Genomic DNA, 23,990 nt, shown 5'->3' on the forward strand with positions numbered 1-23,990 from the left:
TTTACGCCTTTAGCGTCGCGCTTTGCCAGAGATATAGTTGGATATAAAACGTGATTTATTGATCTGGATTAACGCAATAAGTTTCCAGATAGAGTCAGGTGGGTTTCTTGTTAATGAAATGTCATTAATGAAATAAGGCGTGAAGAAATAGTTTACCTTTGCCACTTTTTATTAACGTGATAAACCGCGAGCGGGTAATTTAACCGCGCCCTCCTCTTTTTAACAGCCTGCGTAATGCGCATGCGTGACCGGCATAAAAAAAGCCACCCGGAGGTGGCTTAGTTTCAGATGACACTGACTTATTTAATAGGTAATACAGCTTTAACTGCGTCACCGATGTCCGCCAGGCTGCGAACGGTCTTTACGCCTGCCGCTTCCAGCGCAGCAAATTTCTCATCTGCTGTGCCTTTACCACCGGCAATGATGGCACCCGCATGGCCCATACGCTTACCTTTTGGCGCGGTTACGCCTGCAATGTAGCCCACAACCGGTTTAGTCACGTGCTCTTTAATGAAGGCTGCGGCTTCTTCTTCTGCACTGCCGCCGATCTCACCGATCATCACGATAACTTCAGTCTGTGGATCATCCTGGAACATTTTCAGGATGTCGATGAAGTTAGAGCCTGGGATCGGGTCACCGCCGATGCCGACGCAGGTTGACTGGCCGTAGCCGATGTCAGTGGTCTGCTTAACCGCTTCGTAGGTCAGAGTGCCTGAACGTGAGACGATACCAACACGGCCCGGCTGGTGAATGTGGCCTGGCATGATGCCGATCTTACATTCGCCTGGGGTGATAACACCTGGGCAATTTGGACCGATCATTCGCACGCCTGCTTCATCCAGCTTCACTTTCACGGTCAGCATATCCAGCGTCGGGATACCTTCGGTGATGGTGATGATCAGTTTGATACCCGCTTCGATCGCTTCCAGGATGCCATCTTTACAGAAAGGTGCTGGCACATAGATCACGGTCGCGGTTGCGCCCGTCGCTTCTACGGCTTCGCGCACGGTGTTGAACACCGGCAAACCGAGGTGAGTGGTGCCGCCTTTGCCTGGCGTCACGCCGCCAACCAGTTGGGTGCCGTAAGCCAGCGCCTGCTCAGAATGGAACGTCCCCTGGCCACCGGTGAAACCCTGGCAAATGACTTTGGTGTTTTTGTCGATCAGAATGGACATTATTTACCCTCCGCGGCAGCAACAACACGCTGTGCGGCGTCTGTCAGGCTGGTTGCTGCAATGATGTTCAGACCGCTGTCCGCCAGTTTCTGGGCGCCCAGCTCGGCGTTGTTACCTTCCAGACGTACCACCACAGGCACGTTCACACCCACTTCAGCCACTGCCCCGATGATGCCGTCGGCAATCAGGTCACAGCGTACGATACCGCCGAAGATGTTAACGAACACGGCTTTAACCGCATCGTCAGACAGGATGATTTTGAAGGCTTCGGTCACGCGCTCTTTGGTTGCGCCGCCGCCGACATCAAGGAAGTTGGCTGGTTGACCGCCGTGGTGCTTAACGATGTCCATGGTGCCCATCGCCAGGCCTGCGCCGTTAACCATACAACCGATGTTGCCTTCCAGCGCAACGTAGTTCAGTTCCCACTGTGTCGCATGGGCTTCACGTGGATCTTCCTGGCTTGGATCGCGCATTTCGCGCAGCTCTGGCTGACGGAACAGGGCATTGCCATCGGCACCCAGTTTGCCATCCAGACAGATCAGATCGCCCTGCTTAGTGATCACCAGCGGGTTGATCTCAACCATCGCCAGATCGCGCTCCAGGAACAGCGTCGCCAGACCCATAAAGATCTTGGTGAACTGTCCTACCAGCTTGCCGGTCAGGCCAAGTTTGAACGCCAGCTCACGGCCCTGATAAGGCTGCGGACCCGTCAGAGGATCCAGCGCCATTTTGTGAATCAGGTGCGGGGTCTCTTCCGCCACTTTTTCAATTTCCACGCCACCTTCAGTCGAGGCCATGAAAATCACGCGACGCGTTGCGCGATCGACCACAGCGCCCAGATAGAGCTCCTGATCGATATCGGTCGCCGCTTCAACCAGAATCTGGTTGACCGGCTGGCCGTTTGCATCTGTCTGATAGGTTACCAGGCGTTTGCCCAGCCAGTTTTCAGCAAATGCACGAATCTCTTCTTTGCTGTTAACCACTTTCACACCGCCCGCTTTACCGCGGCCACCGGCATGAACCTGACATTTAACTACCCACGGGCCTGCGCCAATTTTAGAGGCTGCTTCTTCCGCTTCACGTGGTGTAGTACAGGCGTAACCCGTTGGTGCCGGCATGCCATACCGTGCAAACAGTTGTTTCGCCTGGTATTCGTGTAAGTTCATGATGTTCTATCCATTCAGGTCTGAAAAGAGTATTGAGGTTGGGCGCGCGAGGCGCGCCCGGTGAAAATCAGACATCCAGCAGCAGGCGCGCCGGATCTTCCAGCATCTCTTTCACTGCAACCAGATAACCAACTGACTCACGGCCATCGATCAGACGGTGGTCGTAGGAGAGCGCCAGATACATCATTGGCAGCACCACGACCTGACCATTGACCGCCATCGGGCGATCCTTGATGGCGTGCATGCCCAGGATGGCGCTCTGCGGTGGGTTGATGATCGGGGTAGACATCAGTGAACCAAAGACGCCGCCGTTGGTAATGGTGAAGTTACCGCCGGTCAGATCTTCCACTGTCAGCTTGCCATCACGGCCTTTAACTGCCAGCTCTTTGATTTTCTTCTCGATGTCCGCCATGCTCAGCGCATCAACGTCACGCAGGACTGGTGTAACCAGACCACGTGGCGTAGAGACCGCAATGCTGACGTCGAAGTAGTTGTGGTAAACCACATCTTCCCCATCGATAGACGCATTTACTTCCGGATAGCGTTTCAACGCTTCAACAACCGCCTTGATGTAGAAGGACATAAAGCCCAGACGTACACCGTGACGCTTCTCGAACGCCTCACCATACTGCTTACGCAGATCCATGATGGGCTTCATGTTGATTTCATTGAAGGTGGTCAGCATTGCAGTGCTGTTCTTCGCTTCCAGCAGACGCTCGGCAACACGCTTACGCAGACGCGTCATCGGCACGCGTTTTTCGCTGCGGTTAGCGACTGGCTGCTGTGGTGCAGCAGCAGCGGCTGGCGCGGCGGCTTTAGCAGCCTGCGGCTTGTCCGCCAGATGTTTTTCAACATCTTCACGGGTCAGACGTCCGCCAACACCGCTGCCTTTGATCTGCGAGGCATCAAGATTATGCTCTGCAATCAGGCGGCGGATAGCCGGGCTAAGCGCATCGTTGCTCTCTTCTTCCAGAGACGCAGTCTGACGCTGAGCCGGGGTAGACTCTTTGCTTTCAGACTTCGCACTGCTCTCTTTACCGGCGCTGTTGCCTTCTTTCAAACGACCCAGAACCTGGCGGGAAGTGACCGTTGCGCCCTCTTCTTCCAGGACCGCTTCCAGGATACCGTCAGCCGAGGCTGGCACTTCCAGCACAACTTTGTCGGTTTCGATTTCGACCAGCACTTCATCGCGAGTCACTGCATCGCCTGGTTTTTTGTGCCAGGTTGCCACAGAGGCATCGGCAACCGATTCAGGCAGGTCGGGAACGAGAATATCTACGCTACTCATTATCTTTCCTTTTAATTAATTAACGTTCAGCGCGTCATTAACCAGGTCTTGCTGCTGTTGTTGGTGTACGGACATGTAACCCACGGCCGGTGAGGCGGAGGCCGGGCGGCCGGCATAACGTAAGGTCGCACCAAATGGCACAACTTCACGGAAATGATGCTGGCTGCAGTACCAGGCGCCCTGATTCAGCGGCTCTTCCTGACACCAGACAAAGTCCTGTACGTGAGAATACGCTTTTACTGCTTCCTGAACCGCATGATGCGGGAACGGATAGAGCTGCTCGATGCGCACAATAGCCACATCGGTCTGCTCATTTTTACGACGCTGCTCAAGCAGGTCGTAATAAACTTTACCGGAGCACAGCACGACGCGTTTCACGCCCTGCGGATCCAGATCGTCAACTTCGCCAATCGCAGGCTGGAAGCTGCCGTTAGCCAGTTCATCCAGCGTAGAGATCGCCAGCGGATGACGCAGCAGAGATTTCGGCGACATCACAATCAGCGGACGGCGCATACCGCGCAGCGCCTGACGACGCAGCATATGGTAAACCTGTGCGGGTGTAGACGGCACGCAGACCTGCATGTTCTGCTCAGCGCAAAGTTGCAGATAACGCTCCAGTCGCGCAGAGGAGTGCTCTGGCCCCTGGCCTTCATAACCGTGCGGCAGCAGCATCACCAGGCCACACATACGGCCCCATTTCTGCTCGCCGGAGCTGATGAACTGGTCGATAACAACCTGTGCACCGTTGGCGAAGTCACCAAACTGCGCTTCCCAGATGGTCAGGATGCGCGGCTCTGCGGTGGCGTAGCCATACTCAAAGGCCAGTACCGCCTCTTCAGACAGCACGGAGTCCCAGACTCTGAACTGCCCCTGTCCGCTGTGCACATGGTGCAGAGGGGTATACGTTGAGCCGTTTGCCTGGTTGTGCACGACCGCGTGGCGGTGGAAGAAGGTACCGCGACCGGTATCTTCACCCGACAGGCGAACCGGAATACCTTCATCAACCAGCGTGGCGTAGGCCAGGTTTTCCGCGCCGCCCCAGTCAAAGGCTTTCTCGCCTTCAGCCATCAGACGACGATCGTTATAAATCTTGGCAACACGCGACTGCACTTCAACCTCTTCAGGCACCTGGCTGATACGCAGCGCCAGTTCCTTCAGACGTTTCATGTCGACCTGAGCCGGGTATGGCTCATCCCACTCGTGATTCAGATAAGGGGACCAGGTAAAGGAGTGCAGACTCATTGGACGCCATTCCGGCACCACACACTCGCCCGCATCCAGCGCGTCACGGTAAAGATTGACCATTTCGGTCGCATCTTCCTGCGTGGCAACGGCTTCACCTTCCAGACGATCGGCGTAGATTTTACGCGGCGTCGGGTGTTTTTTGATTTTCTGGTACATCAGCGGCTGGGTCGCACTTGGCTCATCCGCCTCGTTGTGACCATGACGGCGATAGCAGACCAGATCGATAAACACATCACGTTTAAAGGTGTTGCGGTAATCGAGCGCCAGACGGGTTACAAAAGCAACCGCTTCCGGGTCATCTGCGTTGACGTGGAAAATCGGTGCCAGCACCATTTTGCCGATGTCGGTGCAGTAAGGGGTAGAACGCGCATCTTTCGGGTTGGAAGTGGTAAAGCCAACCTGGTTGTTGATGACGATGCGAACGGTTCCGCCCACTTCATAGCCGCGCGCCTGAGACATGTTCAGGGTTTCCTGAACCACGCCCTGGCCAATCACAGCCGCATCACCGTGAATGGTGATCGGTAAGACTTTATTGCTGGCTGGCTCATCCAGACGGTCCAGACGGGCACGCACAGAACCCATGACCACCGGGCTGACGATCTCCAGGTGTGACGGGTTAAATGCCAGCGCCAGGTGAACCAGGCCGCCTTCGGTTTCCACGTCAGAGGAGAAGCCCATGTGGTACTTCACGTCACCGGTGCCCAGATGCTCTTTGTGCTTACCGGCGAACTCGTCAAACAGATCCTGTGGCTTTTTACCCAGCACGTTGATCAGCACGTTGAGACGACCACGGTGCGCCATACCCAGTACGACTTCACGGGTACCGCTTTTACCGGCGTGACGAATCATTTCGCGCAGCATCGGCACCAGCGCATCGCCGCCTTCCAGCGAGAAGCGTTTAGCCCCTGGGAACTTCGCCCCAAGATATTTTTCCAGCCCTTCTGCCGCAGTCAGCTCTTTCAGGAAACCTTTTTTCTCTTCGTTGCTGAACGCTGCACGGCCCGCGACCGACTCAAGACGCTGCTGAATCCAGCGTTTCTCATCGGTGTTGTTGATGTGCATATATTCTGCGCCAATCGAGCCGCAGTAAGTCTGCGTCAGCGCCTCGAAGAGATCGGCCAGCTTCATGGTGTCTTTGCCAATGGCAAAAGAACCTACGTTAAAGCTTTCCTGAAAATCAGCCTCGGTCAGATCGTGAAAAGCGGGTTCGAGATCGGTGACACGGTCCTGTTTCCACAGGCCAAGCGGATCAAGATTGGCATGCTGATGGCCGCGGAAACGAAACGCGTTGATCAGCTGCAGCACTTTCACTTGCTTGGAGTTGGTTTCCGGATCGGAGACAGATGAGGTGTAACGAGATGCATCTTTCGCCAGGCGACGGAAGTACTCACGTGTGGTGGAGTGAAACTGCTCAGGTTTCATTCCGGTGCCCGGTAACTGCTGGAACATCGAGCGCCACACTGCATCGACAGAGTCAGGATCGGTCAGGAAATCCTCATAGAGCTGCTCTATGTAAGACTGATTCGCGCCGGCCAGCCAGGAAGAGTCCAGCCAGGGCTTCATCGCGCTGTTCTGCATTGTGATCCCTTAAGCATTGCTATGCTTTTTTGAGGTTTCATTTGTTGCCGCTTTCGCGGTTTGCCGTAGTGAGTTCAGCGATACGAGCACTTTGCGCAGCGCGCGTGGCCCGTAAGGGAACCTTTGTAAACGTGGTCATCACCGCGCTTACAGAGGCTTCCGTAAAACACCGGGAACCTGAGGTTCCCGGTGAAGAGTACTTATGCGCCGCGCTGCAGCAACATCGACTTAATATGGCCGATGGCACGCGTCGGGTTCAGCCCTTTCGGGCATACGCTCACACAGTTCATGATGCTATGGCAGCGGAATACGCTGAAAGCATCATTCAGATTATCAAGACGCGCTTCCGTTTCGGTGTCGCGACTGTCAATCAGGAAGCGGTATGCCGCCAGCAGGCCAGCAGGACCGATGAACTTCTCAGGGTTCCACCAGAATGATGGGCATGAGGTTGAGCAGCAGGCACAGAGAATACACTCGTACAGGCCATCCAGGTGCTCACGCTCTTCCGGCATCTGCAGATGTTCACGCGCTGGCGGATTTTCCCCATTATTCAACAGGAAAGGCTTAATTTTCTCATACTGTGCATAAAACTGGCTCATGTCTACGACCAGGTCACGCACCACCGGTAAACCCGGCAAGGGACGGATAACAATCTTCTGTTTGCCGTTACCCAGTGCCGAGACGGGCGTAATGCAGGCCAGTCCATTTTTACCGTTCATGTTGAGGCCATCAGAGCCACACACGCCTTCACGGCAGGAGCGACGAAACGCCAGAGTAGGATCTTTCTCTTTCAGGCGAATCAGCGCATCCAGCAGCATCATGTCGCGACCGTCTTCCGACTCCAGGGTGTAATCCTGCATGCGCGGTTTGTCGTCAACGTCTGGATTGTAGCGATAAATTGAAAACTCGAGTCTCATGATCGTCTCCGAAATTAGTAGGTACGCACTTTCGGCGGGAAGGCCGCGCGCAGTTTCGGCTGCATGTTCACCTCACGGCGAGTCATACTTTCGGTTTCCGGGACATAAAGACTGTGGCACAACCAGTTTTCATCATCACGCTCCGGGAAGTCGAAGCGACTGTGCGCACCGCGGCTCTCGGTACGATAGTTAGCCGCTACTGCCGTGGCAAAGGCCGTCTCCATCAGGTTATCCAGCTCCAGACACTCAATACGCTGAGTATTGAAATCCGGTGAGCGGTCATCCAGACGCGCTGACTTCAGACGCTGACGAATCTCTTTCAGCTCTTCCAGACCCTGCGCCATCGCATCGCCTTCGCGGAATACAGAGAAGTTGTTCTGCATGCAGCGTTGCAGCGCTTTACGAATCTCAACCGGATCTTCACCCGTCGTGTTGTTTTCCCAGCGGTTGAAACGCGCCATCGCTACGGCGATCTCATCTTCAGAAGCATCACGCAGGTCGCCCTGCTCATTAATACTTTCCAGCAGATGCAGACCGGCTGCACGGCCAAAGACCACCAGGTCAAGCAGTGAGTTACCGCCCAGACGGTTGGCACCATGCACGGATACACAGGCAATTTCGCCGACGGCGAACAGGCCTGGAATCACCACATCTTCGCCCTGCTCATTGACGCGCAGTGCCTGACCGGTCACTTTGGTCGGAATACCGCCCATCATATAGTGACAGGTCGGGATGACCGGGATGGGTTCTTTAATCGGATCGGCGTGCGCAAAGGTGCGGGACAGCTCAAGGATACCTGGCAGACGTGACTCAAGCACCTCTTTACCCAGGTGATCCAGTTTCAGCTTCAGATGCGGACCCCACGGGCCATCACAGCCGCGACCTTCACGGATTTCAATCATCATTGAGCGCGCAACCACGTCGCGGCCCGCCAGATCTTTGGCGTTCGGCGCATAACGCTCCATGAAGCGTTCGCCATGTTTGTTCAGCAGATAGCCGCCTTCACCACGACAGCCCTCGGTGACCAGCACGCCTGCACCGGCGATGCCGGTTGGGTGGAACTGCCACATCTCCATATCCTGCACCGGTACGCCCGCACGCAGTGCCATACCGACGCCGTCACCGGTGTTGATATGCGCATTGGTGGTGGACTGGTAGATACGGCCTGCGCCGCCGGTTGCCAGAATGGTCGCTTTCGCTTTGAAATAAACGGTTTCACCGGTTTCGATGCAGATTGCGGTACAGCCCACGACTGCGCCATCGGCGTTTTTCACCAGATCCAGTGCATACCACTCAGAGAAGATGGTGGTTTTGTTTTTCAGGTTCTGCTGATAAAGCGTGTGCAGCAACGCGTGACCGGTACGGTCAGCTGCAGCTGCGGTACGTGCCGCCTGCTCGCCACCGAAATTCTTCGACTGACCACCAAACGGACGCTGATAAACACGACCATCTTCCAGACGCGAGAAAGGCAGGCCCATGTGCTCCAGTTCCAGAATCGCTTCCGGGCCGGTTTTGCACATATATTCAATCGCGTCCTGGTCACCGATGTAGTCGGAACCCTTGACGGTGTCGTACATATGCCATTCCCAGTTATCTTCATGGGTATTACCCAGCGCAACGGTAATACCACCCTGCGCAGATACGGTGTGGGAACGGGTCGGGAAAACTTTAGATAACAGAGCGCAGGTCTGGCCGCCCTGGGAGATTTGCAGTGCGGCCCGCATTCCTGCGCCACCTGCGCCGATTACCACGGCATCGAACTCTCTGATTGGCAAACTCATTTACACACCCCACACCACAACAAAGCCATAAATCGCATACCACAACAGCGCCACGACAATCACAAACTGCAACAACAGGCGAACCGGCAGCGATTTGACGTAGTCTGTTAACACCTGCCACATACCGATCCAGCCGTGGACCAGAATGGAGAACAGTGTCAGCAGCGTGAACACTTTAGTGAATGCGGACGCGAAGAAGCCACGCCACAGGTCATAAGTCAGCGTGTCTGTCATCACCACGAAACCGAGGATGTAGACGATGTAGAGCGTAATGAGGATTGCTGTTGCCCGCAGCAGCAGCCAGTCCTGAATGCCGTTGCGACCCAACGCGGATGCATTGCTTACCATACGAGGACTCCCGCCAGAATTGCCAGCACGACAGTGATCACAAAAGTCATATGGGCGGAACGCTTACCCACTTCCAGCGTTTCGGCCAGATAACCAAAATCCATCAACATATGACGAATCCCGCTCACCGCGTGATAGGCCAGCGCCGTTAAAATGCCCCACATAATGAACTTCGCGAAGAAGCCATCCATGATAGACGCAGCGTGCTGGAAACCTTCAGGAGAAGAGAGAGAGAGACCGAGCAGCCACAGCAGGATGCCAATGGCAACCAATGTGATTACGCCGGAGACGCGGTGAAGAATGGACGATATTGCAGTAACGGGAAACCGGATCGTCGAGAGATCCAAGTTGACAGGTCTTTGTTTTTTCACGGTTTTGCCCACACAGCTCTTTTTTATTTTGCTTCCTCCGGACCTGAGGCGGAGTCTAATCACAACGTGTGGCAGACTTAACCGTCACCAAAAAAGCAACATCCAGTGTTAAGTGACGCGGAAGTAAACGCTGGGTGGCTCCTGGTGTCAGGGTGTTCCGGAGACCTGCCAGGAGTATAGGAGGATCACATTCTGATTACAATTCCCCTACAAACTCTTTGGTATATTTTAGGTGGAACAGTGATCCTACTCACGATTTTCACAATTGATACAATTTTAATTATCTGATTTGACAATAGTTCAACAATTCAGTTACAAACTAAACCTATAAAAGCCTATGATGCACAAAAGTTATGGGGATACACTTTCCCCTAAGCGCAAGTTATGTAACATTGCGATAATGAGCTTTAAAAAGCATCAGGTTATTGGTTACCAAGAAGTTATGTCCTGAACGGATCTTTAACAACCGCGATATGCAGCATGTCCATGGCTCACCGGTTTCCACTGGAAACGCGCCGCTCACTCTGTACCCTGCACCGCTTTACCTCCGCAGAGTGATACTGTGTAGTTTTGCCAACCGCAACATGAACGCGTTTCAGGTGTCTAAAGATCCTTACCTACATAAGGCGCTATGGAGACGAAAATGACAGATAAAAAAGTAACGCTAACCCTGCAAGATGGAACATCTATTGAACTGGACGTGCTGAAAGGTACGCTGGGCCAGGATGTTGTTGATGTCCGCTCTCTGGGTTCAAGTGGCCTGTTCACCTTCGATCCCGGTTTTACGTCTACAGCGTCCTGCGAATCTGCCATCACCTTTATTGATGGTGACGAAGGCATTCTGCTGCACCGTGGTTTCCCTATTTCTGAGCTGGCGACCCATTCTAACTATCTGGAAGTCTGCTACATCCTGCTGAACGGCGAAGCGCCAAACCAGAAACAGTTTGATGAGTTCTGTAACACCGTTACCCGCCATACCATGATTCATGAGCAGATTACCCGCCTGTTCCACGGTTTCCGTCGTGACTCCCATCCAATGGCGGTAATGTGCGGTGTGACCGGTGCTCTGGCTGCGTTTTACCACGATTCGCTGGATGTAAACATTGAGCGCCACCGCGAAATCGCGGCATTCCGTCTGCTTTCCAAAATGCCGACGATGGCAGCAATGTGTTACAAATATTCAATCGGCCAGCCGTTTGTTTATCCACGCAACGACCTTTCTTATGCCGGTAACTTCCTGCATATGATGTTTGCTACGCCGTGCGAAGAGTACAAAGTGAATCCAGTGCTGGAACGCGCCATGGACCGTATCCTGATCCTGCATGCTGACCATGAGCAGAACGCCTCGACGTCAACCGTACGTACCGCGGGTTCAAGCGGCGCGAACCCGTTTGCCTGTATCGCTGCCGGGATCGCCTCCCTGTGGGGACCCGCGCACGGCGGTGCCAACGAAGCGACCCTGCGTATGCTGGAAGAGATCAGCACCGTTGAGCACATCCCGGAATTTGTTAAACGCGCCAAAGACAAGAATGATTCATTCCGTCTGATGGGCTTTGGTCACCGCGTGTATAAAAACTACGATCCACGTGCGACCGTAATGCGCGATACCTGCCATGAAGTGCTGAATGAGCTGGGTATGAAGGATGACCTGCTGGAAGTCGCGATGGAGCTGGAACACATTGCGCTGAACGACCCGTACTTCATCGAGCGTAAACTCTATCCAAACGTGGACTTCTACTCCGGTATCATTCTGAAAGCGATGGGTATTCCATCCTCCATGTTTACGGTGATCTTCGCGATGGCCCGTACTGTTGGCTGGATTGCACACTGGAAAGAGATGCACGACGAAGGCATGAAGATTGCCCGTCCGCGTCAGCTCTACACCGGTTATACCGAGCGCGAATTCAGTTCACAGCTGAAGAAGTAAGATTCGGTTGATAGCGGAGACGGCTCTCCGCTTGATGTTGCTTAAAAGCCGGGGGCGGTTGGCTGTGATACCGCGCCTGCGCAGAGAACATGGTCAGATCGGAAAGACGCAAAAGCCAGTCCATGACACGCTCGGCCCGCGCGATTACGCACCTCATCCGAGAGGTGCGCCCGTTTCCGGGCCAACGCTTTGCGTTGTTCAAAAACGCTCCCGGCGTTTTTGTCCATGGCGCGGGACGCTTTCCTCCTCTGACCATGCTCCCTGCGCGTTAAGCTATTTTATTGCTATAAGATTCACACGGGCCTGGCTCTGTCAGCCGTAAGAGCATTTTACCCTTTTGACTTTACTGTCTATCTCTGACACCCCGGACACCAGTAAAACGGCCGTGATGAAAGTGTGCCCTTCTCAATTACCGTGCCACAGCGCCGGCATTGCTTACCCTGCCGATGAAACACCTCAAACTGAAACGCTGCTTCCTCATGATATTTCTTCATGGTTCCACGCATCCGATAAGCATGACGCGGCACTGACAGCAGCGCGTCGCTGAAAGCAGTCAGCTGATCGTCACTGAGATCCTGGGCGCGATGCTGGGGCAGCAGCTGTGCCAGCCAGAGAATCTCGGCGCGCAGGTAATTTCCCAGCCCGGCCAGAAAAGCCTGATCCAGCAACAGACCACTGAACTGTCGCCGCCGGAAACGGGGCGACAGCAGCCGTTCTTTTACTTCTTCCACAGTAAGTGAACTGTTCAGCACATCCGGTCCGATGCGGGTCAGAAACGGATGCGCCGCCAGCGTATCAGCGTTGAGTAGTTCAATATCTGACGCGCTATAAAGCAGAATCGCTTTACCCGCCGTCGCCAGCCTCACGCGCAACTGACGCGTGGTATTCAGTTCGGTATCGGGTTTCACAATCCGCCAGACACCATAAAGCTGGTTATGACTGTAGAGCGTCAGACCATTGCTGAAATGAGTCAGCAGCGCTTTACCCCGCGTCTCAATCGCCTGCACCTGCTCACCAATCAGCGAGGGTTCGTAGGTCTTGAGCTGAGGAAAGGCGAACCATGCTTCCGTTAACGGCTGACCCACAATGGCGGCTTCAAGCTTATCCGCCACGCGGCGAATTTCCGGTCCTTCAGGCATCGTTCTTCCTCTTAATGGGTGGCACCGCCAGCCTGTTTAATATCTTCGCTGGTCTCCAGCGTCACCTTCACCGCAATCGCCAGCGCCTGAACAATGGTGGCGACCGCCATGCTCGGCGCACCAGGATGCTGGGCCGCCTGTTCAGGCAGGTAAGGAATATGAATAAAGCCACCCCGCGCCGGACTCTCTTGCTGCTCAAGCCAGTGCAGCAGGCCATACATCACCCGGTTACAGGTGAAGGTACCGGCGGTCTGTGAGACCGATGCGGGGATGCCCGCTTCGCGCACTGCCGCCACAATCGCCTTGATGGGCAGGCGTGAAAAATAGGCTGCTGGCCCGCCAGCCACAATCGGTTCATCCACCGGCTGATGACCGGCGTTATCCGGGATACGGGCGTCATCGACGTTAATGCCGATACGTTCCACGGTGATGTCGCTGCGGCCGCCCGCCTGCCCTACTGACAGAATCGCATCCGGTTTAACCTCGTCCAGCGCCTGGTTCAGCACAAGGAGTACTTCGCTGAATACCACGGGTAGCTGGCGAACCACGATGGTCGCCCCGCCAATCTGTTTGCCCTCCAGCGCGCGCACCGCTTCCCAGGAGGGATTAATCGTTTCACCGCCAAAGGGTTCAAAGGCGGTCATCAGGACAGTTTTCATGCAGCCTCACAGGAACATCAGGAAATAGAGCAGGAAAATATTAACGATTAACAGTAGCACACCGGTCGGAATCTGAGCCTTGATCACCGCATTACGATCGGGTAACTCCAGCAGCGCCGCCGGGACAATATTGAAGTTGGCCGCCATCGGCGTCATTAGCGTGCCGCAGTAGCCGGAGAACATACCAATCGCCGCCATTACCGCTGGATTTCCGCCGTGCTGTAATACCAGAATGGGAATGCCGACGCCTGCGGTGATAATCGGAAATGCCGCAAACGCATTACCCATAATCATCGTTAACAGCGCCATCCCAACGGCATAGACGGTAACGGCGATAAAGCGGTTATCCACCGCCAGCCAGGTTTCTGTCAGATGCGAAATAGCGCTGCCCACGCCCGCGCTGGTAAACAGCAGTCCCAGCGTGGCGAGAATCTGTGGCAGGATAAAGGCCCAGCCAATCGAATCCAGCAGGCGACGGGTCTCCTGCATCGACTGCACCGGTTTTTCGTGCGTCACTTTTAATGCTACCAGCCAGCCAATCACACAGCCGACCATCATTGAAAAGAGTGTCACCAGCGTGGCGTGATTGCCGGGACCAAACACCGCATCCTGCAGGCCGGGAATATTGTTGAACGCCAGCACACCGACCACGGTCACGATCGGAATCGCCAGCGCGGGCAGAAACAGCTTATTGCGCAGACGCAGCGCACTGCCCTGTTTCTCTTCATCACTGCGCTGATGATAACGACCCAGCCGGACGCCTCCCAAACCAGCAATCAGCGCCATGACCACGACAATGCCCCCGATGATGATATGCAGCATACGGGTGCCCGCTGCATCAGAACCCATCAGGCTGCTCATCAACTGCGTCGTCCAGTCACCGACAAGAAAGACCAGGCCATATAAAGCCCAGAACAGCCCGGTGGTAAAGCGACGCGGATTCGCACTGTCACGCCAGGAGAGAATCGCCACCACCAGCAGGATAATGCCCGCCAGCCACATCAGATATTGTTGCTGGAACATTACTGACCTCCTTTGGCTTTTAGCGCCTGGCTGTTGAGCTGCTGCAGCTCACGTGCCAGCTGACGATCCAGACGCACCAGACGCGCGGAATGGATCAGGAAGGCAGCAACGGCAGTCGGAATGCCCCATAAGGCGATGTGCAGCGGCTCGGTCTGAATCCCGGCTGACTCCTGCATAAAGTTGTGCATAAAGATAATCGCGCCAAATGCCACGAAGATATCCTCACCAAAGAACAGGCCGACGTTATCCGTCGCCGCAGACATCGCGCGCAGTTTATGGCGCAGTTCAGGTGTGATCTCGCCATAGCGGTTTTCCGTGGCGCCTTCCGCCATCGGTGCCAGCAACGGACGCACCATCTGCGGATGTCCGCCGAGACTGGTTAATCCCAGTGCCGCAGTGATTTCACGCACAAACAGGTAGACGATCAGCAGACGTCCGGCGGTGGCAGTTTTGATCTGAGCAATCCACGCCTGCGCCCTTTCCTTCAGCCCGTGACGTTCCAGCAGGCCAATGACCGCCAGCGGCAGCAGCAGAATCAGCGGCAGGTTACGGGTATTCAAAAAACCTGCGCCAAGCTTTTCCAGAATGTCCGCCAGCGGCATCATTGCGGCCAGACCGGTCACAAATCCGGCGACAATGACCACCAGCACCGGATTAAAACGTAATACGAAGCCGACGACGATCGCGGCAATGCCCAATAGCGGCCAGAGATTCACTGCACTTTCCATGGATTCCCCCAGAGTTAAAAAACCCGACATGAGCCGGGCTAAATGTGTTTTTATGCGCTGGTGACACGAATCTGCTGATCGGCAAACGCATCACGCAACCGCTGTGCAAACTGCAGGGCGTGCGCGCCATCACCATGTAAGCAGACGGTCTGTGCATTCACCGCCACCCATTCTCCAGTGATACTTTTAACTTTGCCCTGCTGCACCATCGTCAGCGTCTGATCGATAGCCCGCTGCTCATCTTCGATCAGCGCGCCCGGCTCGCTGCGCGGCACCAGCGCACCGGAGTTGAGATAGCCACGGTCAGCAAACACCTCCTCCCGCGTGCGTAAGCCATAATGCGCCGCAGCACGGATCGATTCGCTATTCGCCAGCCCGACCACAATCAACTGACTGTCGACCGCCCTGATGGCGCGGGCAATGGCGTCCGCCAGTACCGGGTCAGCTGCGGCCTGGTTGTAGAGCATGCCGTGTGGTTTCACGTGAACCAGCCGCGCACCCTCGCTTTCCGCCAGGCTTTTCAGCGCGCCAATCTGATAGATCATCTGGGCATAAACCGTTTCCGGCGGCAGCTGCATGGCGCTGCGGCCAAAGTTCTCGCGATCGGGAAAGGCAGGATGTGCCCCGATGGCAACACCGGATGCCTGCGCCCAGCGCACCGACTGCAGCATGGTCTGCGCATCACCGGCGTGAAAGCCACAGGCTATGTTGGCGGAACTCACCAGTTGCAGGAGCGCCTGATCGCTGGCGCAGCCCTCGCCCAGGTCGGCGTTTAAATCAATGTTCATTGAGTCCCCACGTCATCTGGTCCAGTGCGCGTTGCTGATGCTGACGGGCCAGCATTGCTTCCGGCAGGGTGCAGTGAATAAAGTGAATCGGCTCACCCAGACGGATTTGCGCCAGGTGATAGAGATCGGCTTCGATAACCGAGGCGATGCGGGGATAGCCGCCGGTAGTCTGGGCATCGGCCATCAGCACGATGGGCTGTCCGTTTGGTGGCACCTGAATCACACCCGGCATTACGCCGTGTGACAATAGCTCGCGCGGGCGCTCACGTTTAAGCTCACGTCCCTCCAGCCGGTATCCCATCCGATTACTTTGCGGGCTGAGTTTCCAGGCGGTGCGCCAGAACGCCTGCTGCGCTTCGGGGCTGAACTCGTGATACTCCGGACCGGGCAAGGCGCGAATGCGATTACCCCACAGCAGTTGCCGTACACCGACTTTGCGGTCGAACTGACGGGTCGGTTTACCCAACGGGACCTGATCGCCATCCTGCAAGGCGCGCCCCTGAAATCCGCCAAACTTTGCTTTAAGGTCGGTGCTGACAGAGCCAAGCACCGCCGGGATGTCAAAACCGCCCTGCACCGCCAGATAGCTGCGCATACCGCGCTGCGGCATCGCCAGCGACAGGACCTGCCCGCGTTTCACCGGCGTGCGCCAGCCCGTCCAGACCGGCTGACCGTCCAGCTCCGCATGGCAGCCTGCACCCGTCAGCGCAAACCATCCATCGCGGGTAAATTCCGCTTTGAACTGGCCGAGCACCATTTCCAGTACCGCGCTGTCGGGGGCATTGCCCACCAGCACATTGGCGGTAAACATGGCGGGATGATCCAGCACGCCACCGGGGCTGATGCCATACTGACGCCAGCCGTAGCGGCCCGCATCCTGAATAGTAGCGGCCAGACCGGCTCGCAGAATATTTAACATACGCCCTCCTGTTGCGGCACAAAGCGGACCCTGTCACCGGGACGGAGCAGCGTGGGCGGTTGCTGCAGAGGATCAAACAGCGCGGTGCGTGTCTGGCCGATTAACTGCCAGCCGCCGGGCGAAGCCAGCGGATAGACGCCGGTCTGGCTACCGCCGATGCCGACCGATCCGGCGGGCACCGCGACCCGGGGCTCAGCCCGACGCGGAATGTGCAGACGCGGATCCAGTCCGCCCAGATAGGGGAAGCCCGGCTGAAAGCCGATAAAAAACACCACATAATCGTTGCTGCTGTGCAGCTCAACTACCTGACGAGGCGTCAGCGCGGCATGTTCCGCCACCACGTTCAGATCGGGGCCAGACTCCCCGCCGTAGATCACCGGGATTTCTACCAGACGCGACGCTGGCAACTGCGCCTCACTCTCTTCCCACCAGCGCTTAAGCCGCTCTATCGCGTCCAGCGGACTCTGCTGGGGATCCCGCAGATGCAGGGTAATGTTGTTCATGCCGGGAATGACCTCCAGCACGTCCGCGTAGGACTGCAGTCGCTGATTCAGTCCCCAGATACGTTGCTGACTCTCCAGTGAGACCGGCGGTTCCAGCTCCAGCACAACAGCGCGTTCACCCAATAAATAACACCGTGCTCGTTGCAACAGCTACCTCCCGCCTGGTTAAGATCGCGTCTGACCGGATGCCCGGTTCAGCCGATGGCTTATCTACATAAAGCAAATAGTTATGCGAAAGTGACGGGGATGTGTCAACAGATTTAGGTCCTGCGCAGACGCGCAGGACCTGTGAAGAGGATCAGGCAGGATTAGGAATATCGATGAAGGTCACATCCAGATCGTGGTGCTGCGCCAGCCACTCGCCCAGGGCTTTTACGCCGCCGCGCTCGGTCGCGTGATGGCCCGCAGCAAAGAAATGCAGCCCCTGCTCGCGTGCGCTGTGAATGGTCTGTTCAGAGACTTCACCCGTGATATAGGCATCGACGCCCGCTGCGGCGGCCTGGTCGATAAAGCCTTGCCCACCCCCACTGCACCAGGCAATGCGACGAATCAATGCCGGCGCATTGTCACCGCAATGCAGCGGTTCACGTCCCAAACGATCGCTGATTCGGCGGGCCAGCTCTTCGCCGGAAATCGGCTCAGCCAGCTCGCCCCAGAACACCAGCGGCATCACTTCGCCACGCATGTCGATATCCAGTAGTTTCGCCAGCTGGGCGTTATTGCCTGATTCGGGATGCGCATCGAGCGGCAGGTGCCAGCCATAAAGATTAATATCGTTAGCCAGCAGGGTCCGCAGACGGCGGCGCTTCATGCCTTTAATGACAGCCGGTTCACTTTTCCAGAAATAGCCATGATGGACAATAATCGCATCGGCCTGACGTGCTACCGCTTCATCCAGCAGGGCCTGGCAGGCTGTCACGCCAGTGATAATTGTTTTGACTTCGCTCCGTCCCTCCACCTGCAAACCGTTGGGGGCGTAATCACTGAAGCTGTGGCTGTCGAGTTGCTGGTTGATCAGCGTCTCTAATTCGTAATGGTTCATTCAGGCTCCTTCGAGGCCTCAGGCGGCGCTTTTGGCGCGCTCAAAGGCGTCTAATGTCTTTTTACGGGCTACCTTATGATCCACGATTGGTGCCGGATAATCGAGTTTCTTATGATGCTTCTCTGCCCAGACATGGGGCTGGTGAATATCGCTGTCAGGGACGTCGGCGAGTTCCGGCAGATAGTGACGGATAAAATCGCCCTTTTCATCGAAACGCTCGCCCTGCGTCGTCGGGTTGAAGATACGAAAATAGGGAGCCGAGTCCGTGCCAGTCGATGCCGCCCACTGCCAGCCGCCGTTGTTTGCGGCCAGGTCACCATCAATCAGCTGCTGCATGAAGTAACGTTCACCTTCGCGCCAGTCAATCAGCAGATCTTTCACCAGGAAACTGGCGGTGATCATGCGCAGGCGGTTGTGCATCCAGCCCAGCGCATTCATCTGACGCATCGCGGCATCCACAATCGGGTAGCCGGTTTTACCCGCTTTCCAGGCATCGAAATGCGCGTCGTTACGCTGCCATTCCACATTACGGGTCCAGCCGATAAACGGCTGATGCCGACACATCGCCGGATAAGCCACCAGCAAATGGCGGTAGAACTCACGCCAGATCAACTCGTTCAGCCACGTAAATGCGCGACTGTTATCCAGCGCATCGGGATGTTCATGCAACACGCGATGCAGACACTGACGGGGCGAAAGCACGCCGGTCGCCAGATAGATCGACAGACGGCTGGTAGCGTCGAGCGCCGGAAGGTCACGCTTTGCGGGATAGTCAAGAATGGGTTGAGTGGCGAAATGGCGCAACCGCTTCAGCGCAGCCGTTTCGCCTGCCGGGAACAGATCCTGATCAAAGTCTTCGGCTGGATAGTCAAAAGCAGGAATCGGGGTGGTTTTCACCGGCGCACCTTTACGCGGTTTCGGTGCTGGCACGCACTCCGGCAGTCCCTGCTGTAAGCGGCGCACGAAAGCCTTGCTGAAAGGCGTAAACACTTTGTACATCGAGCGATCGCCGCTCTGCACGCTGCCGGGCGGCAGTAACAGGCTGTCATCAAAGCCCTGGCAAATCACGCCCGCTTCATTGAGGCGCTTTTCAGCCTCCGCATCGCGCTGGCGCTCGTTAACTTCATACTGGTAATTGTAGAAAAGCTGATCGACCTGCTGCTCTGCACAGAACTGCATCAGCGCATCAACACTGTCGCTGAAGGCATGACATGTCTGGTAGTGCAGCCCGATACCCCGCTCAGCCAGCGCACTCTGCACCTGCAACAGACTGGCGTGGATAAACGCCGCCTGCTTTGGGGACATATCATGCCGCTGCCACTGTTGCGGCGTCGCAAGGTAGAGTGCAATCACTTTTGCCTCGCTGTCGCGGCAGGCGGCGTGTAGCGCAAGATTGTCGTTAATGCGTAAATCGTTACGCAGCCAGACCAGATGGGTGGTCATACGCCTCCTGAATTACTGTCCATAGCGTAAGCACAAGGCTTCGGGATAGGGATCAAAATAACGTTGCTGTGCCAGCCACGGATGCGGGTATTCGGCCATGTAGTGCTTGAGAATGGTGATCGGCACCAGCAAGGGTTGTGTACCCTGACGATAGCGGTCAATCAGGGTTGCCAGCTCCTGGCGCTGTGGTGAGCTCAGATGCGAACGGAAGTAGCCCTGCACATGCATCAGCACATTGGTGTGATTACGACGTGAGGCGGGACGTGACATCAGTTCCATCATTCGATTGCGATACTCAAAGGCAAAGGCCTCCAGCGACGCCCACTCGCTCATTGAGGCGACAAACGGTCCCAGTTCGCGGTATTTTTCCTGTGAGTGCGCCAGCATCATCAGTTTGTAGCGGCTGTGAAAAGCAATCAGCCCCTGACGGGTCAGGCCGTTTTCCCACATCTGATTAAACTCATGCAGCGCACAAATGCGGCCAATGAAGTTCTCACGCAGGGCAGGATCGTGCAGGCGCCCGTCTTCTTCCAGTGGCAGCCAGGGCATTTCGCGCTGCAGAAATTCAGCAAAAATGCCGGTGCCCACTTTACGGTTATTGTTGTTGTCCGGCTCGTAGACCCGCACACGCTCCATGCCGCAGCTGGGGGATTTGGCACACAGAATATAGCCACAGAGATGATGCAGCGATTTTACCCGCCCGGCGGACCAGTCACGCATCTGCGTGGTGACCTCCTCTCCGCCATCTTTACTGAAGCAGAGATGCAGCTCGTCATCACCCTGTTTTACCAGTCGTAAAGCCGGGCGTGGTGTGGGCAGACCAATCGCCATTTCCGGGCAGATCGGCTCAAAGTGGACAAATGGGGTAAGATCGTCGGTCGCAAAAGTAAGACGCTTATGCCCACCATCAAATCTGACGCGGTCGCCGAGCAGGCAGGCACTGATTCCAACGGGGATTTTTTTGCTCATACTTGTACAACCTCCGAAATCTTGTAGAGGTTTAAGTGTAGCGCAAAATGGTCAGGAAAAAAGGTTTAAAACGCGGTTCCGATCAGCTTATTCTCAGAAAAATCGCAAAAAAAAGCCCGGTCGGTTGACCAGGCCTGTTTTGCAGCAGGGCAAATTACCAGAACGCGCCGCCACCGGCTTCTGACTGCGCCAGCCAGACCGGCTTCGCGCTGGTCTTACACCAGACGCGGTGCAGATAACTGTAGAAACGCGCCCGATCCTGTCGGAACAACATGACAGGCAGTGCCAGAACGCCGAGAAGAACCACCAGCGTACGGCGTGCGATAATTTTGTAACGTGGATAAGCCTGATACATGGTTTCTCCTCCCGGTAAGATAAAATGTTTGAATGTGATCTGTGTCTGACTTTACGCCAGGTTGTGTAATTTTACTACTCATCTGACCACTCTTTTGCCGCTATTTATACTGTTTAAGAATTAACCTGTAATTAAGTTACATATAAGTTATCGTCTGGTTACACTAAGGTTGAAGCATCTAAAAGGTGAAGCACGCGGACGGCAACCTGTGATATTGATAAAATGGCATTTCGGCCCCCCTCCAAGGCAGGTATTGCGTGACCACGGTTTTGATCGTTGAAGATGAAAAAGAGATCCGCCGCTTTGTCCGGCTGGCGCTGGAAAATGAAGATCTGAAGGTGTTTGATGCCGATACACTGCAGCGCGGACTGATTGAAGCAGCGACCCGCAAGCCCGACTTAGTGATCCTCGATCTTGGCCTGCCGGATGGAGATGGGACCGATTTTATCCGTGACCTGCGCCAGTGGAGCGCTATCCCGGTCATTGTGTTGTCGGCGCGCAGCGACGAGCAGGATAAGATTGCCGCGCTGGATGCTGGAGCCGATGACTATCTCACTAAACCTTTTGGCATTGGCGAACTGCTGGCGCGCGCACGGGTGGCACTGCGCCGTCATAGTGGTCAGCAGCCTGACGCCAGAATACATTTTGCCGACGTCAGCGTCGATTTCGCCGCACGACGCGTACAGCGCGGCGGCAGCGAGATTCACCTCACCCCGATAGAGTTTCGTCTGTTGAGTATTCTGCTTAACAATGCCGGAAAGGTGCTGACGCAGCGACAGCTGCTGAGCCAGGTCTGGGGGCCCAATGCGGTGGAGCACAGCCACTATTTGCGGATTTATATGGGGCATCTGCGCCAGAAGCTGGAAGCGAATCCGACCCAACCGGCCCATCTGCTGACCGAAACCGGTATTGGCTACCGTTTTATGCCATAAAAAAAGGCGCCAGAGGCGCCTTTTCTCATCCTGACTTATCAGGCGTTTTTCAGCACTTCGCTGACAATCTCTACAGCTTCTTTCTCAATCTGCGCGCGGTGTTCTGCGCCCAGGAAGCTTTCACAGTAGATTTTGTAGGCGTCTTCGGTGCCTGAAGGACGGGCAGCAAACCAGCCATTCTCCGTCATTACTTTCAGACCGCCGATAGAAGCACCGTTACCTGGCGCGGCCGTCAGACGCGCGGTGATAGGATCACCCGCCAGCGTATCCGCGCTCACCATCTCTGGTGACAGCTTCGACAACGCAGCTTTCTGCGCTGAAGTGGCTGATGCCTGCAGACGGTTATAGCTTGGTGCGCCAAAGCGTGCGGCCAGCTCGTCATAGTGCTGCTGCGGATTTTTACCGGTTACGGCAGTAATTTCAGCCGCCAGCAGACACATGATGATGCCGTCTTTGTCCGTTGACCACGGCGTACCGTCGAAGCGCAGGAATGAAGCACCCGCGCTCTCTTCGCCGCCGAAACCGAAGCTGCCGTCATACAGACCATCAACAAACCATTTGAAACCAACCGGCACTTCCACCAGCTTGCGACCAATGTCGTTGACCACACGGTCAATCATGGCGCTGGAGACCAGGGTTTTACCCACGGCAACATCCTGGCCCCACTGTGGACGATGCTGGAACAGATAGTTGATTGCAACCGCCAGATAGTGGTTCGGATTCATCAGACCTGCTGGAGTCACAATGCCGTGACGGTCATAATCGGGATCGTTACCGAACGCCAGATCAAACTTGTCACGGTAGGCCAGCAGGCCTGCCATTGCACTTTCAGATGAGCAGTCCATACGCACCACGCCATCTTTATCCAGATGCATAAAGCGGAAGGTCTGATCGACCGCGTCATTCACCAGCGTCAGATCCAGCTTGTAGTGCTCAGCAATACGCTGCCAGTAAGCAATACCAGAGCCGCCAAGGGGATCAACACCCAGCTTCAGGCCTGCTTTCTGAATTGCCGGGAAGTCGATGATTTCTGCCAGACCTTCAACGTAAGGCTGGATCAGATCTTTCTCGACCACGTGACCGCTGGCCATAGCCTGTTCCAGTGGCAGACGCTTAACCTCTTTCAGCCCATCTTTGATCAGCTGGTTGGCGCGATCTTCCACCACTTTGGTGACATTGGTATCAGCCGGCCCGCCGTTAGGTGGGTTGTACTTGATGCCGCCATCTTCCGGTGGGTTGTGCGATGGCGTGATGACGATGCCGTCAGCCAGCGGGCCACCCGCTTTGTTGTGCTCAAGAATAGCATTTGAGATCGCAGGGGTCGGCGTATAGCCATTGTCCTGCTGCACAATCACATCAACGCCGTTCGCCGCAAGCACTTCCAGTACCGACAGGATAGCCGGCTCTGACAGCGCATGAGTGTCTTTACCGACGTAGCACGGCCCGGTGATGCCGTTCTTTTTACGCTCTTCGGCAATTGCCTGAGCGATCGCCAGAATGTGCATCTCGTTGAAGCTTTGACGCCCTGCACTGCCGCGATGGCCAGAGGTGCCAAATTTCACCGCATGTTCCGGGTTCGCCACATCGGGCTGCAGGACATAATATTGTGACGTTAATTGTGCAACGTTAATCAAATCGCTCTGCTGGGCGGGTTGCCCGGCACGTGGGTGATTGGCCATTGGCGCTGCTCCCTG

The 23,990-nt window shown here is 55.7% G+C and carries 22 protein-coding genes; 2 read left to right on the top strand and 20 right to left on the bottom strand.

All coding sequences use genetic code 11. From position 1 onward, the window contains the following. Positions 1-299: 299 nt before the first annotated feature. From sucD to sdhC, 8 genes are all read right to left on the bottom strand, one after another. Entirely contained in the window at positions 300-1,175 is an 876-nt protein-coding gene (gene sucD, locus HZZ01_RS08710) for a succinate--CoA ligase subunit alpha (RefSeq protein ID WP_090962952.1), read from the bottom strand. Then, positions 1,175-2,341 (bottom strand): ADP-forming succinate--CoA ligase subunit beta, encoded by a 1,167-nt coding sequence (gene sucC / locus HZZ01_RS08715; RefSeq protein ID WP_003853151.1) that lies wholly within the window; start codon positions 2,339-2,341, stop codon positions 1,175-1,177. Before sucC ends, sucD begins: the two co-directional genes overlap by 1 nt. Before the next feature lie 67 nt (positions 2,342-2,408). After that, complete coding sequence (gene odhB / locus HZZ01_RS08720) at positions 2,409-3,629, bottom strand: 2-oxoglutarate dehydrogenase complex dihydrolipoyllysine-residue succinyltransferase (RefSeq protein WP_179896491.1); 1,221 nt, start codon at positions 3,627-3,629, stop codon at positions 2,409-2,411. Between the two features lie 15 nt (positions 3,630-3,644). Further along, the gene (sucA, locus tag HZZ01_RS08725) at positions 3,645-6,452 is read right to left on the bottom strand and encodes a 2-oxoglutarate dehydrogenase E1 component (protein ID WP_179896493.1); all 2,808 of its coding nucleotides are present in this window, start codon (positions 6,450-6,452) and stop codon (positions 3,645-3,647) included. A gap of 200 nt (positions 6,453-6,652) precedes the next feature. Continuing rightward, a complete protein-coding gene (locus HZZ01_RS08730; protein WP_179896495.1) occupies positions 6,653-7,369 on the bottom strand; it encodes a succinate dehydrogenase iron-sulfur subunit in 717 nt (238 codons plus the stop codon). A 14-nt stretch (positions 7,370-7,383) separates the two neighbouring features. Continuing rightward, a complete protein-coding gene (gene sdhA / locus HZZ01_RS08735) occupies positions 7,384-9,150 on the bottom strand; it encodes a succinate dehydrogenase flavoprotein subunit (protein ID WP_179896497.1) in 1,767 nt (588 codons plus the stop codon). Next, positions 9,151-9,498, bottom strand: a complete 348-nt coding sequence (sdhD, locus tag HZZ01_RS08740; protein ID WP_008925023.1) for a succinate dehydrogenase membrane anchor subunit — start codon at positions 9,496-9,498, stop codon at positions 9,151-9,153. Further along, positions 9,492-9,881, bottom strand: coding sequence for a succinate dehydrogenase cytochrome b556 subunit (sdhC, locus tag HZZ01_RS08745; RefSeq protein WP_033782341.1), 390 nt, complete (start codon positions 9,879-9,881; stop codon positions 9,492-9,494). The genes sdhD and sdhC overlap by 7 nt, the downstream gene beginning before the upstream one ends. 631 nt (positions 9,882-10,512) lie before the next feature. On the opposite strand from sdhC, the gene HZZ01_RS08750 reads away from it, so the two are divergent. Then, a complete protein-coding gene (locus tag HZZ01_RS08750; protein ID WP_179896499.1) occupies positions 10,513-11,796 on the top strand; it encodes a citrate synthase in 1,284 nt (427 codons plus the stop codon). Positions 11,797-12,146: 350 nt separating this feature from the next. On the opposite strand, the gene nei is transcribed toward HZZ01_RS08750, so the two are convergent. The 11 genes from nei to HZZ01_RS08805 all read right to left on the bottom strand — a co-directional run bounded on the left by nei (position 12,147) and on the right by HZZ01_RS08805 (position 21,364). After that, the gene (gene nei, locus HZZ01_RS08755; RefSeq protein WP_179896501.1) at positions 12,147-12,935 is read right to left on the bottom strand and encodes an endonuclease VIII; all 789 of its coding nucleotides are present in this window, start codon (positions 12,933-12,935) and stop codon (positions 12,147-12,149) included. A gap of 11 nt (positions 12,936-12,946) precedes the next feature. Next, positions 12,947-13,594, bottom strand: coding sequence for a pyroglutamyl-peptidase I (gene pcp / locus HZZ01_RS08760; RefSeq protein ID WP_179896502.1), 648 nt, complete (start codon positions 13,592-13,594; stop codon positions 12,947-12,949). A gap of 6 nt (positions 13,595-13,600) precedes the next feature. Beyond that, a complete protein-coding gene (locus HZZ01_RS08765; protein WP_179896504.1) occupies positions 13,601-14,617 on the bottom strand; it encodes a DUF979 domain-containing protein in 1,017 nt (338 codons plus the stop codon). Next, complete coding sequence (locus HZZ01_RS08770; RefSeq protein ID WP_161732131.1) at positions 14,617-15,345, bottom strand: DUF969 domain-containing protein; 729 nt, start codon at positions 15,343-15,345, stop codon at positions 14,617-14,619. The genes HZZ01_RS08765 and HZZ01_RS08770 overlap by 1 nt, the downstream gene beginning before the upstream one ends. Before the next feature lie 50 nt (positions 15,346-15,395). Beyond that, positions 15,396-16,133 carry a 5-oxoprolinase subunit PxpA gene (gene pxpA / locus HZZ01_RS08775; RefSeq protein WP_179896506.1) on the bottom strand — a complete coding sequence of 246 codons (738 nt, stop codon included), beginning with the start codon at positions 16,131-16,133 and terminating at the stop codon, positions 15,396-15,398. Further along, the gene (gene pxpC, locus HZZ01_RS08780; RefSeq protein WP_179896508.1) at positions 16,123-17,052 is read right to left on the bottom strand and encodes a 5-oxoprolinase subunit PxpC; all 930 of its coding nucleotides are present in this window, start codon (positions 17,050-17,052) and stop codon (positions 16,123-16,125) included. Before pxpC ends, pxpA begins: the two co-directional genes overlap by 11 nt. After that, complete coding sequence (pxpB, locus tag HZZ01_RS08785) at positions 17,046-17,702, bottom strand: 5-oxoprolinase subunit PxpB (protein WP_179896509.1); 657 nt, start codon at positions 17,700-17,702, stop codon at positions 17,046-17,048. The genes pxpC and pxpB overlap by 7 nt, the downstream gene beginning before the upstream one ends. A 151-nt stretch (positions 17,703-17,853) precedes the next feature. Next, positions 17,854-18,597 carry a type 2 GTP cyclohydrolase I gene (locus HZZ01_RS08790; protein WP_179896511.1) on the bottom strand — a complete coding sequence of 248 codons (744 nt, stop codon included), beginning with the start codon at positions 18,595-18,597 and terminating at the stop codon, positions 17,854-17,856. An 18-nt stretch (positions 18,598-18,615) separates the two neighbouring features. Continuing rightward, positions 18,616-20,040 (bottom strand): deoxyribodipyrimidine photo-lyase, encoded by a 1,425-nt coding sequence (gene phrB, locus HZZ01_RS08795; protein WP_179896514.1) that lies wholly within the window; start codon positions 20,038-20,040, stop codon positions 18,616-18,618. Between the two features lie 12 nt (positions 20,041-20,052). Beyond that, positions 20,053-21,009: a 2-thiouracil desulfurase family protein gene (locus HZZ01_RS08800; RefSeq protein WP_179896516.1), complete on the bottom strand. Its 957-nt coding sequence runs from the start codon at positions 21,007-21,009 to the stop codon at positions 20,053-20,055. A gap of 154 nt (positions 21,010-21,163) precedes the next feature. Then, a complete protein-coding gene (locus tag HZZ01_RS08805; RefSeq protein WP_090962986.1) occupies positions 21,164-21,364 on the bottom strand; it encodes a DUF2517 family protein in 201 nt (66 codons plus the stop codon). A gap of 257 nt (positions 21,365-21,621) precedes the next feature. On the opposite strand from HZZ01_RS08805, the gene kdpE reads away from it, so the two are divergent. Beyond that, entirely contained in the window at positions 21,622-22,296 is a 675-nt protein-coding gene (gene kdpE / locus HZZ01_RS08810; RefSeq protein WP_179896518.1) for a two-component system response regulator KdpE, read from the top strand. 38 nt (positions 22,297-22,334) lie between these two features. On the opposite strand, the gene pgm is transcribed toward kdpE, so the two are convergent. After that, positions 22,335-23,975, bottom strand: coding sequence for a phosphoglucomutase (alpha-D-glucose-1,6-bisphosphate-dependent) (gene pgm, locus HZZ01_RS08815; RefSeq protein ID WP_033731859.1), 1,641 nt, complete (start codon positions 23,973-23,975; stop codon positions 22,335-22,337). Positions 23,976-23,990: the final 15 nt, after the last annotated feature.

The organism is Pantoea sp. WMus005 (assembly GCF_013415305.1).
GTDB classification, from domain to species: domain Bacteria; phylum Pseudomonadota; class Gammaproteobacteria; order Enterobacterales; family Enterobacteriaceae; genus Pantoea; species Pantoea rara.

Excerpts from the sequence above, each read along its gene's own strand:
- sucD (WP_090962952.1), bottom strand. The coding sequence starts at position 1,175 with ATGTCCATTCTGATCGACAAAAACACCAAAGTCATTTGCCAGGGTTTC.
- sucC (WP_003853151.1), bottom strand. The coding sequence starts at position 2,341 with ATGAACTTACACGAATACCAGGCGAAACAACTGTTTGCACGGTATGGC.
- odhB (WP_179896491.1), bottom strand. The coding sequence starts at position 3,629 with ATGAGTAGCGTAGATATTCTCGTTCCCGACCTGCCTGAATCGGTTGCC.
- sucA (WP_179896493.1), bottom strand. The coding sequence starts at position 6,452 with ATGCAGAACAGCGCGATGAAGCCCTGGCTGGACTCTTCCTGGCTGGCC.
- HZZ01_RS08730 (WP_179896495.1), bottom strand. The coding sequence starts at position 7,369 with ATGAGACTCGAGTTTTCAATTTATCGCTACAATCCAGACGTTGACGAC.
- sdhA (WP_179896497.1), bottom strand. The coding sequence starts at position 9,150 with ATGAGTTTGCCAATCAGAGAGTTCGATGCCGTGGTAATCGGCGCAGGT.
- sdhD (WP_008925023.1), bottom strand. The coding sequence starts at position 9,498 with ATGGTAAGCAATGCATCCGCGTTGGGTCGCAACGGCATTCAGGACTGG.
- HZZ01_RS08750 (WP_179896499.1), top strand. The coding sequence starts at position 10,513 with ATGACAGATAAAAAAGTAACGCTAACCCTGCAAGATGGAACATCTATT.
- nei (WP_179896501.1), bottom strand. The coding sequence starts at position 12,935 with ATGCCTGAAGGACCGGAAATTCGCCGCGTGGCGGATAAGCTTGAAGCC.
- pcp (WP_179896502.1), bottom strand. The coding sequence starts at position 13,594 with ATGAAAACTGTCCTGATGACCGCCTTTGAACCCTTTGGCGGTGAAACG.
- HZZ01_RS08765 (WP_179896504.1), bottom strand. The coding sequence starts at position 14,617 with ATGTTCCAGCAACAATATCTGATGTGGCTGGCGGGCATTATCCTGCTG.
- HZZ01_RS08770 (WP_161732131.1), bottom strand. The coding sequence starts at position 15,345 with ATGGAAAGTGCAGTGAATCTCTGGCCGCTATTGGGCATTGCCGCGATC.
- pxpA (WP_179896506.1), bottom strand. The coding sequence starts at position 16,133 with ATGAACATTGATTTAAACGCCGACCTGGGCGAGGGCTGCGCCAGCGAT.
- pxpC (WP_179896508.1), bottom strand. The coding sequence starts at position 17,052 with ATGTTAAATATTCTGCGAGCCGGTCTGGCCGCTACTATTCAGGATGCG.
- HZZ01_RS08790 (WP_179896511.1), bottom strand. The coding sequence starts at position 18,597 with ATGAACCATTACGAATTAGAGACGCTGATCAACCAGCAACTCGACAGC.
- phrB (WP_179896514.1), bottom strand. The coding sequence starts at position 20,040 with ATGACCACCCATCTGGTCTGGCTGCGTAACGATTTACGCATTAACGAC.
- HZZ01_RS08800 (WP_179896516.1), bottom strand. The coding sequence starts at position 21,009 with ATGAGCAAAAAAATCCCCGTTGGAATCAGTGCCTGCCTGCTCGGCGAC.
- HZZ01_RS08805 (WP_090962986.1), bottom strand. The coding sequence starts at position 21,364 with ATGTATCAGGCTTATCCACGTTACAAAATTATCGCACGCCGTACGCTG.
- pgm (WP_033731859.1), bottom strand. The coding sequence starts at position 23,975 with ATGGCCAATCACCCACGTGCCGGGCAACCCGCCCAGCAGAGCGATTTG.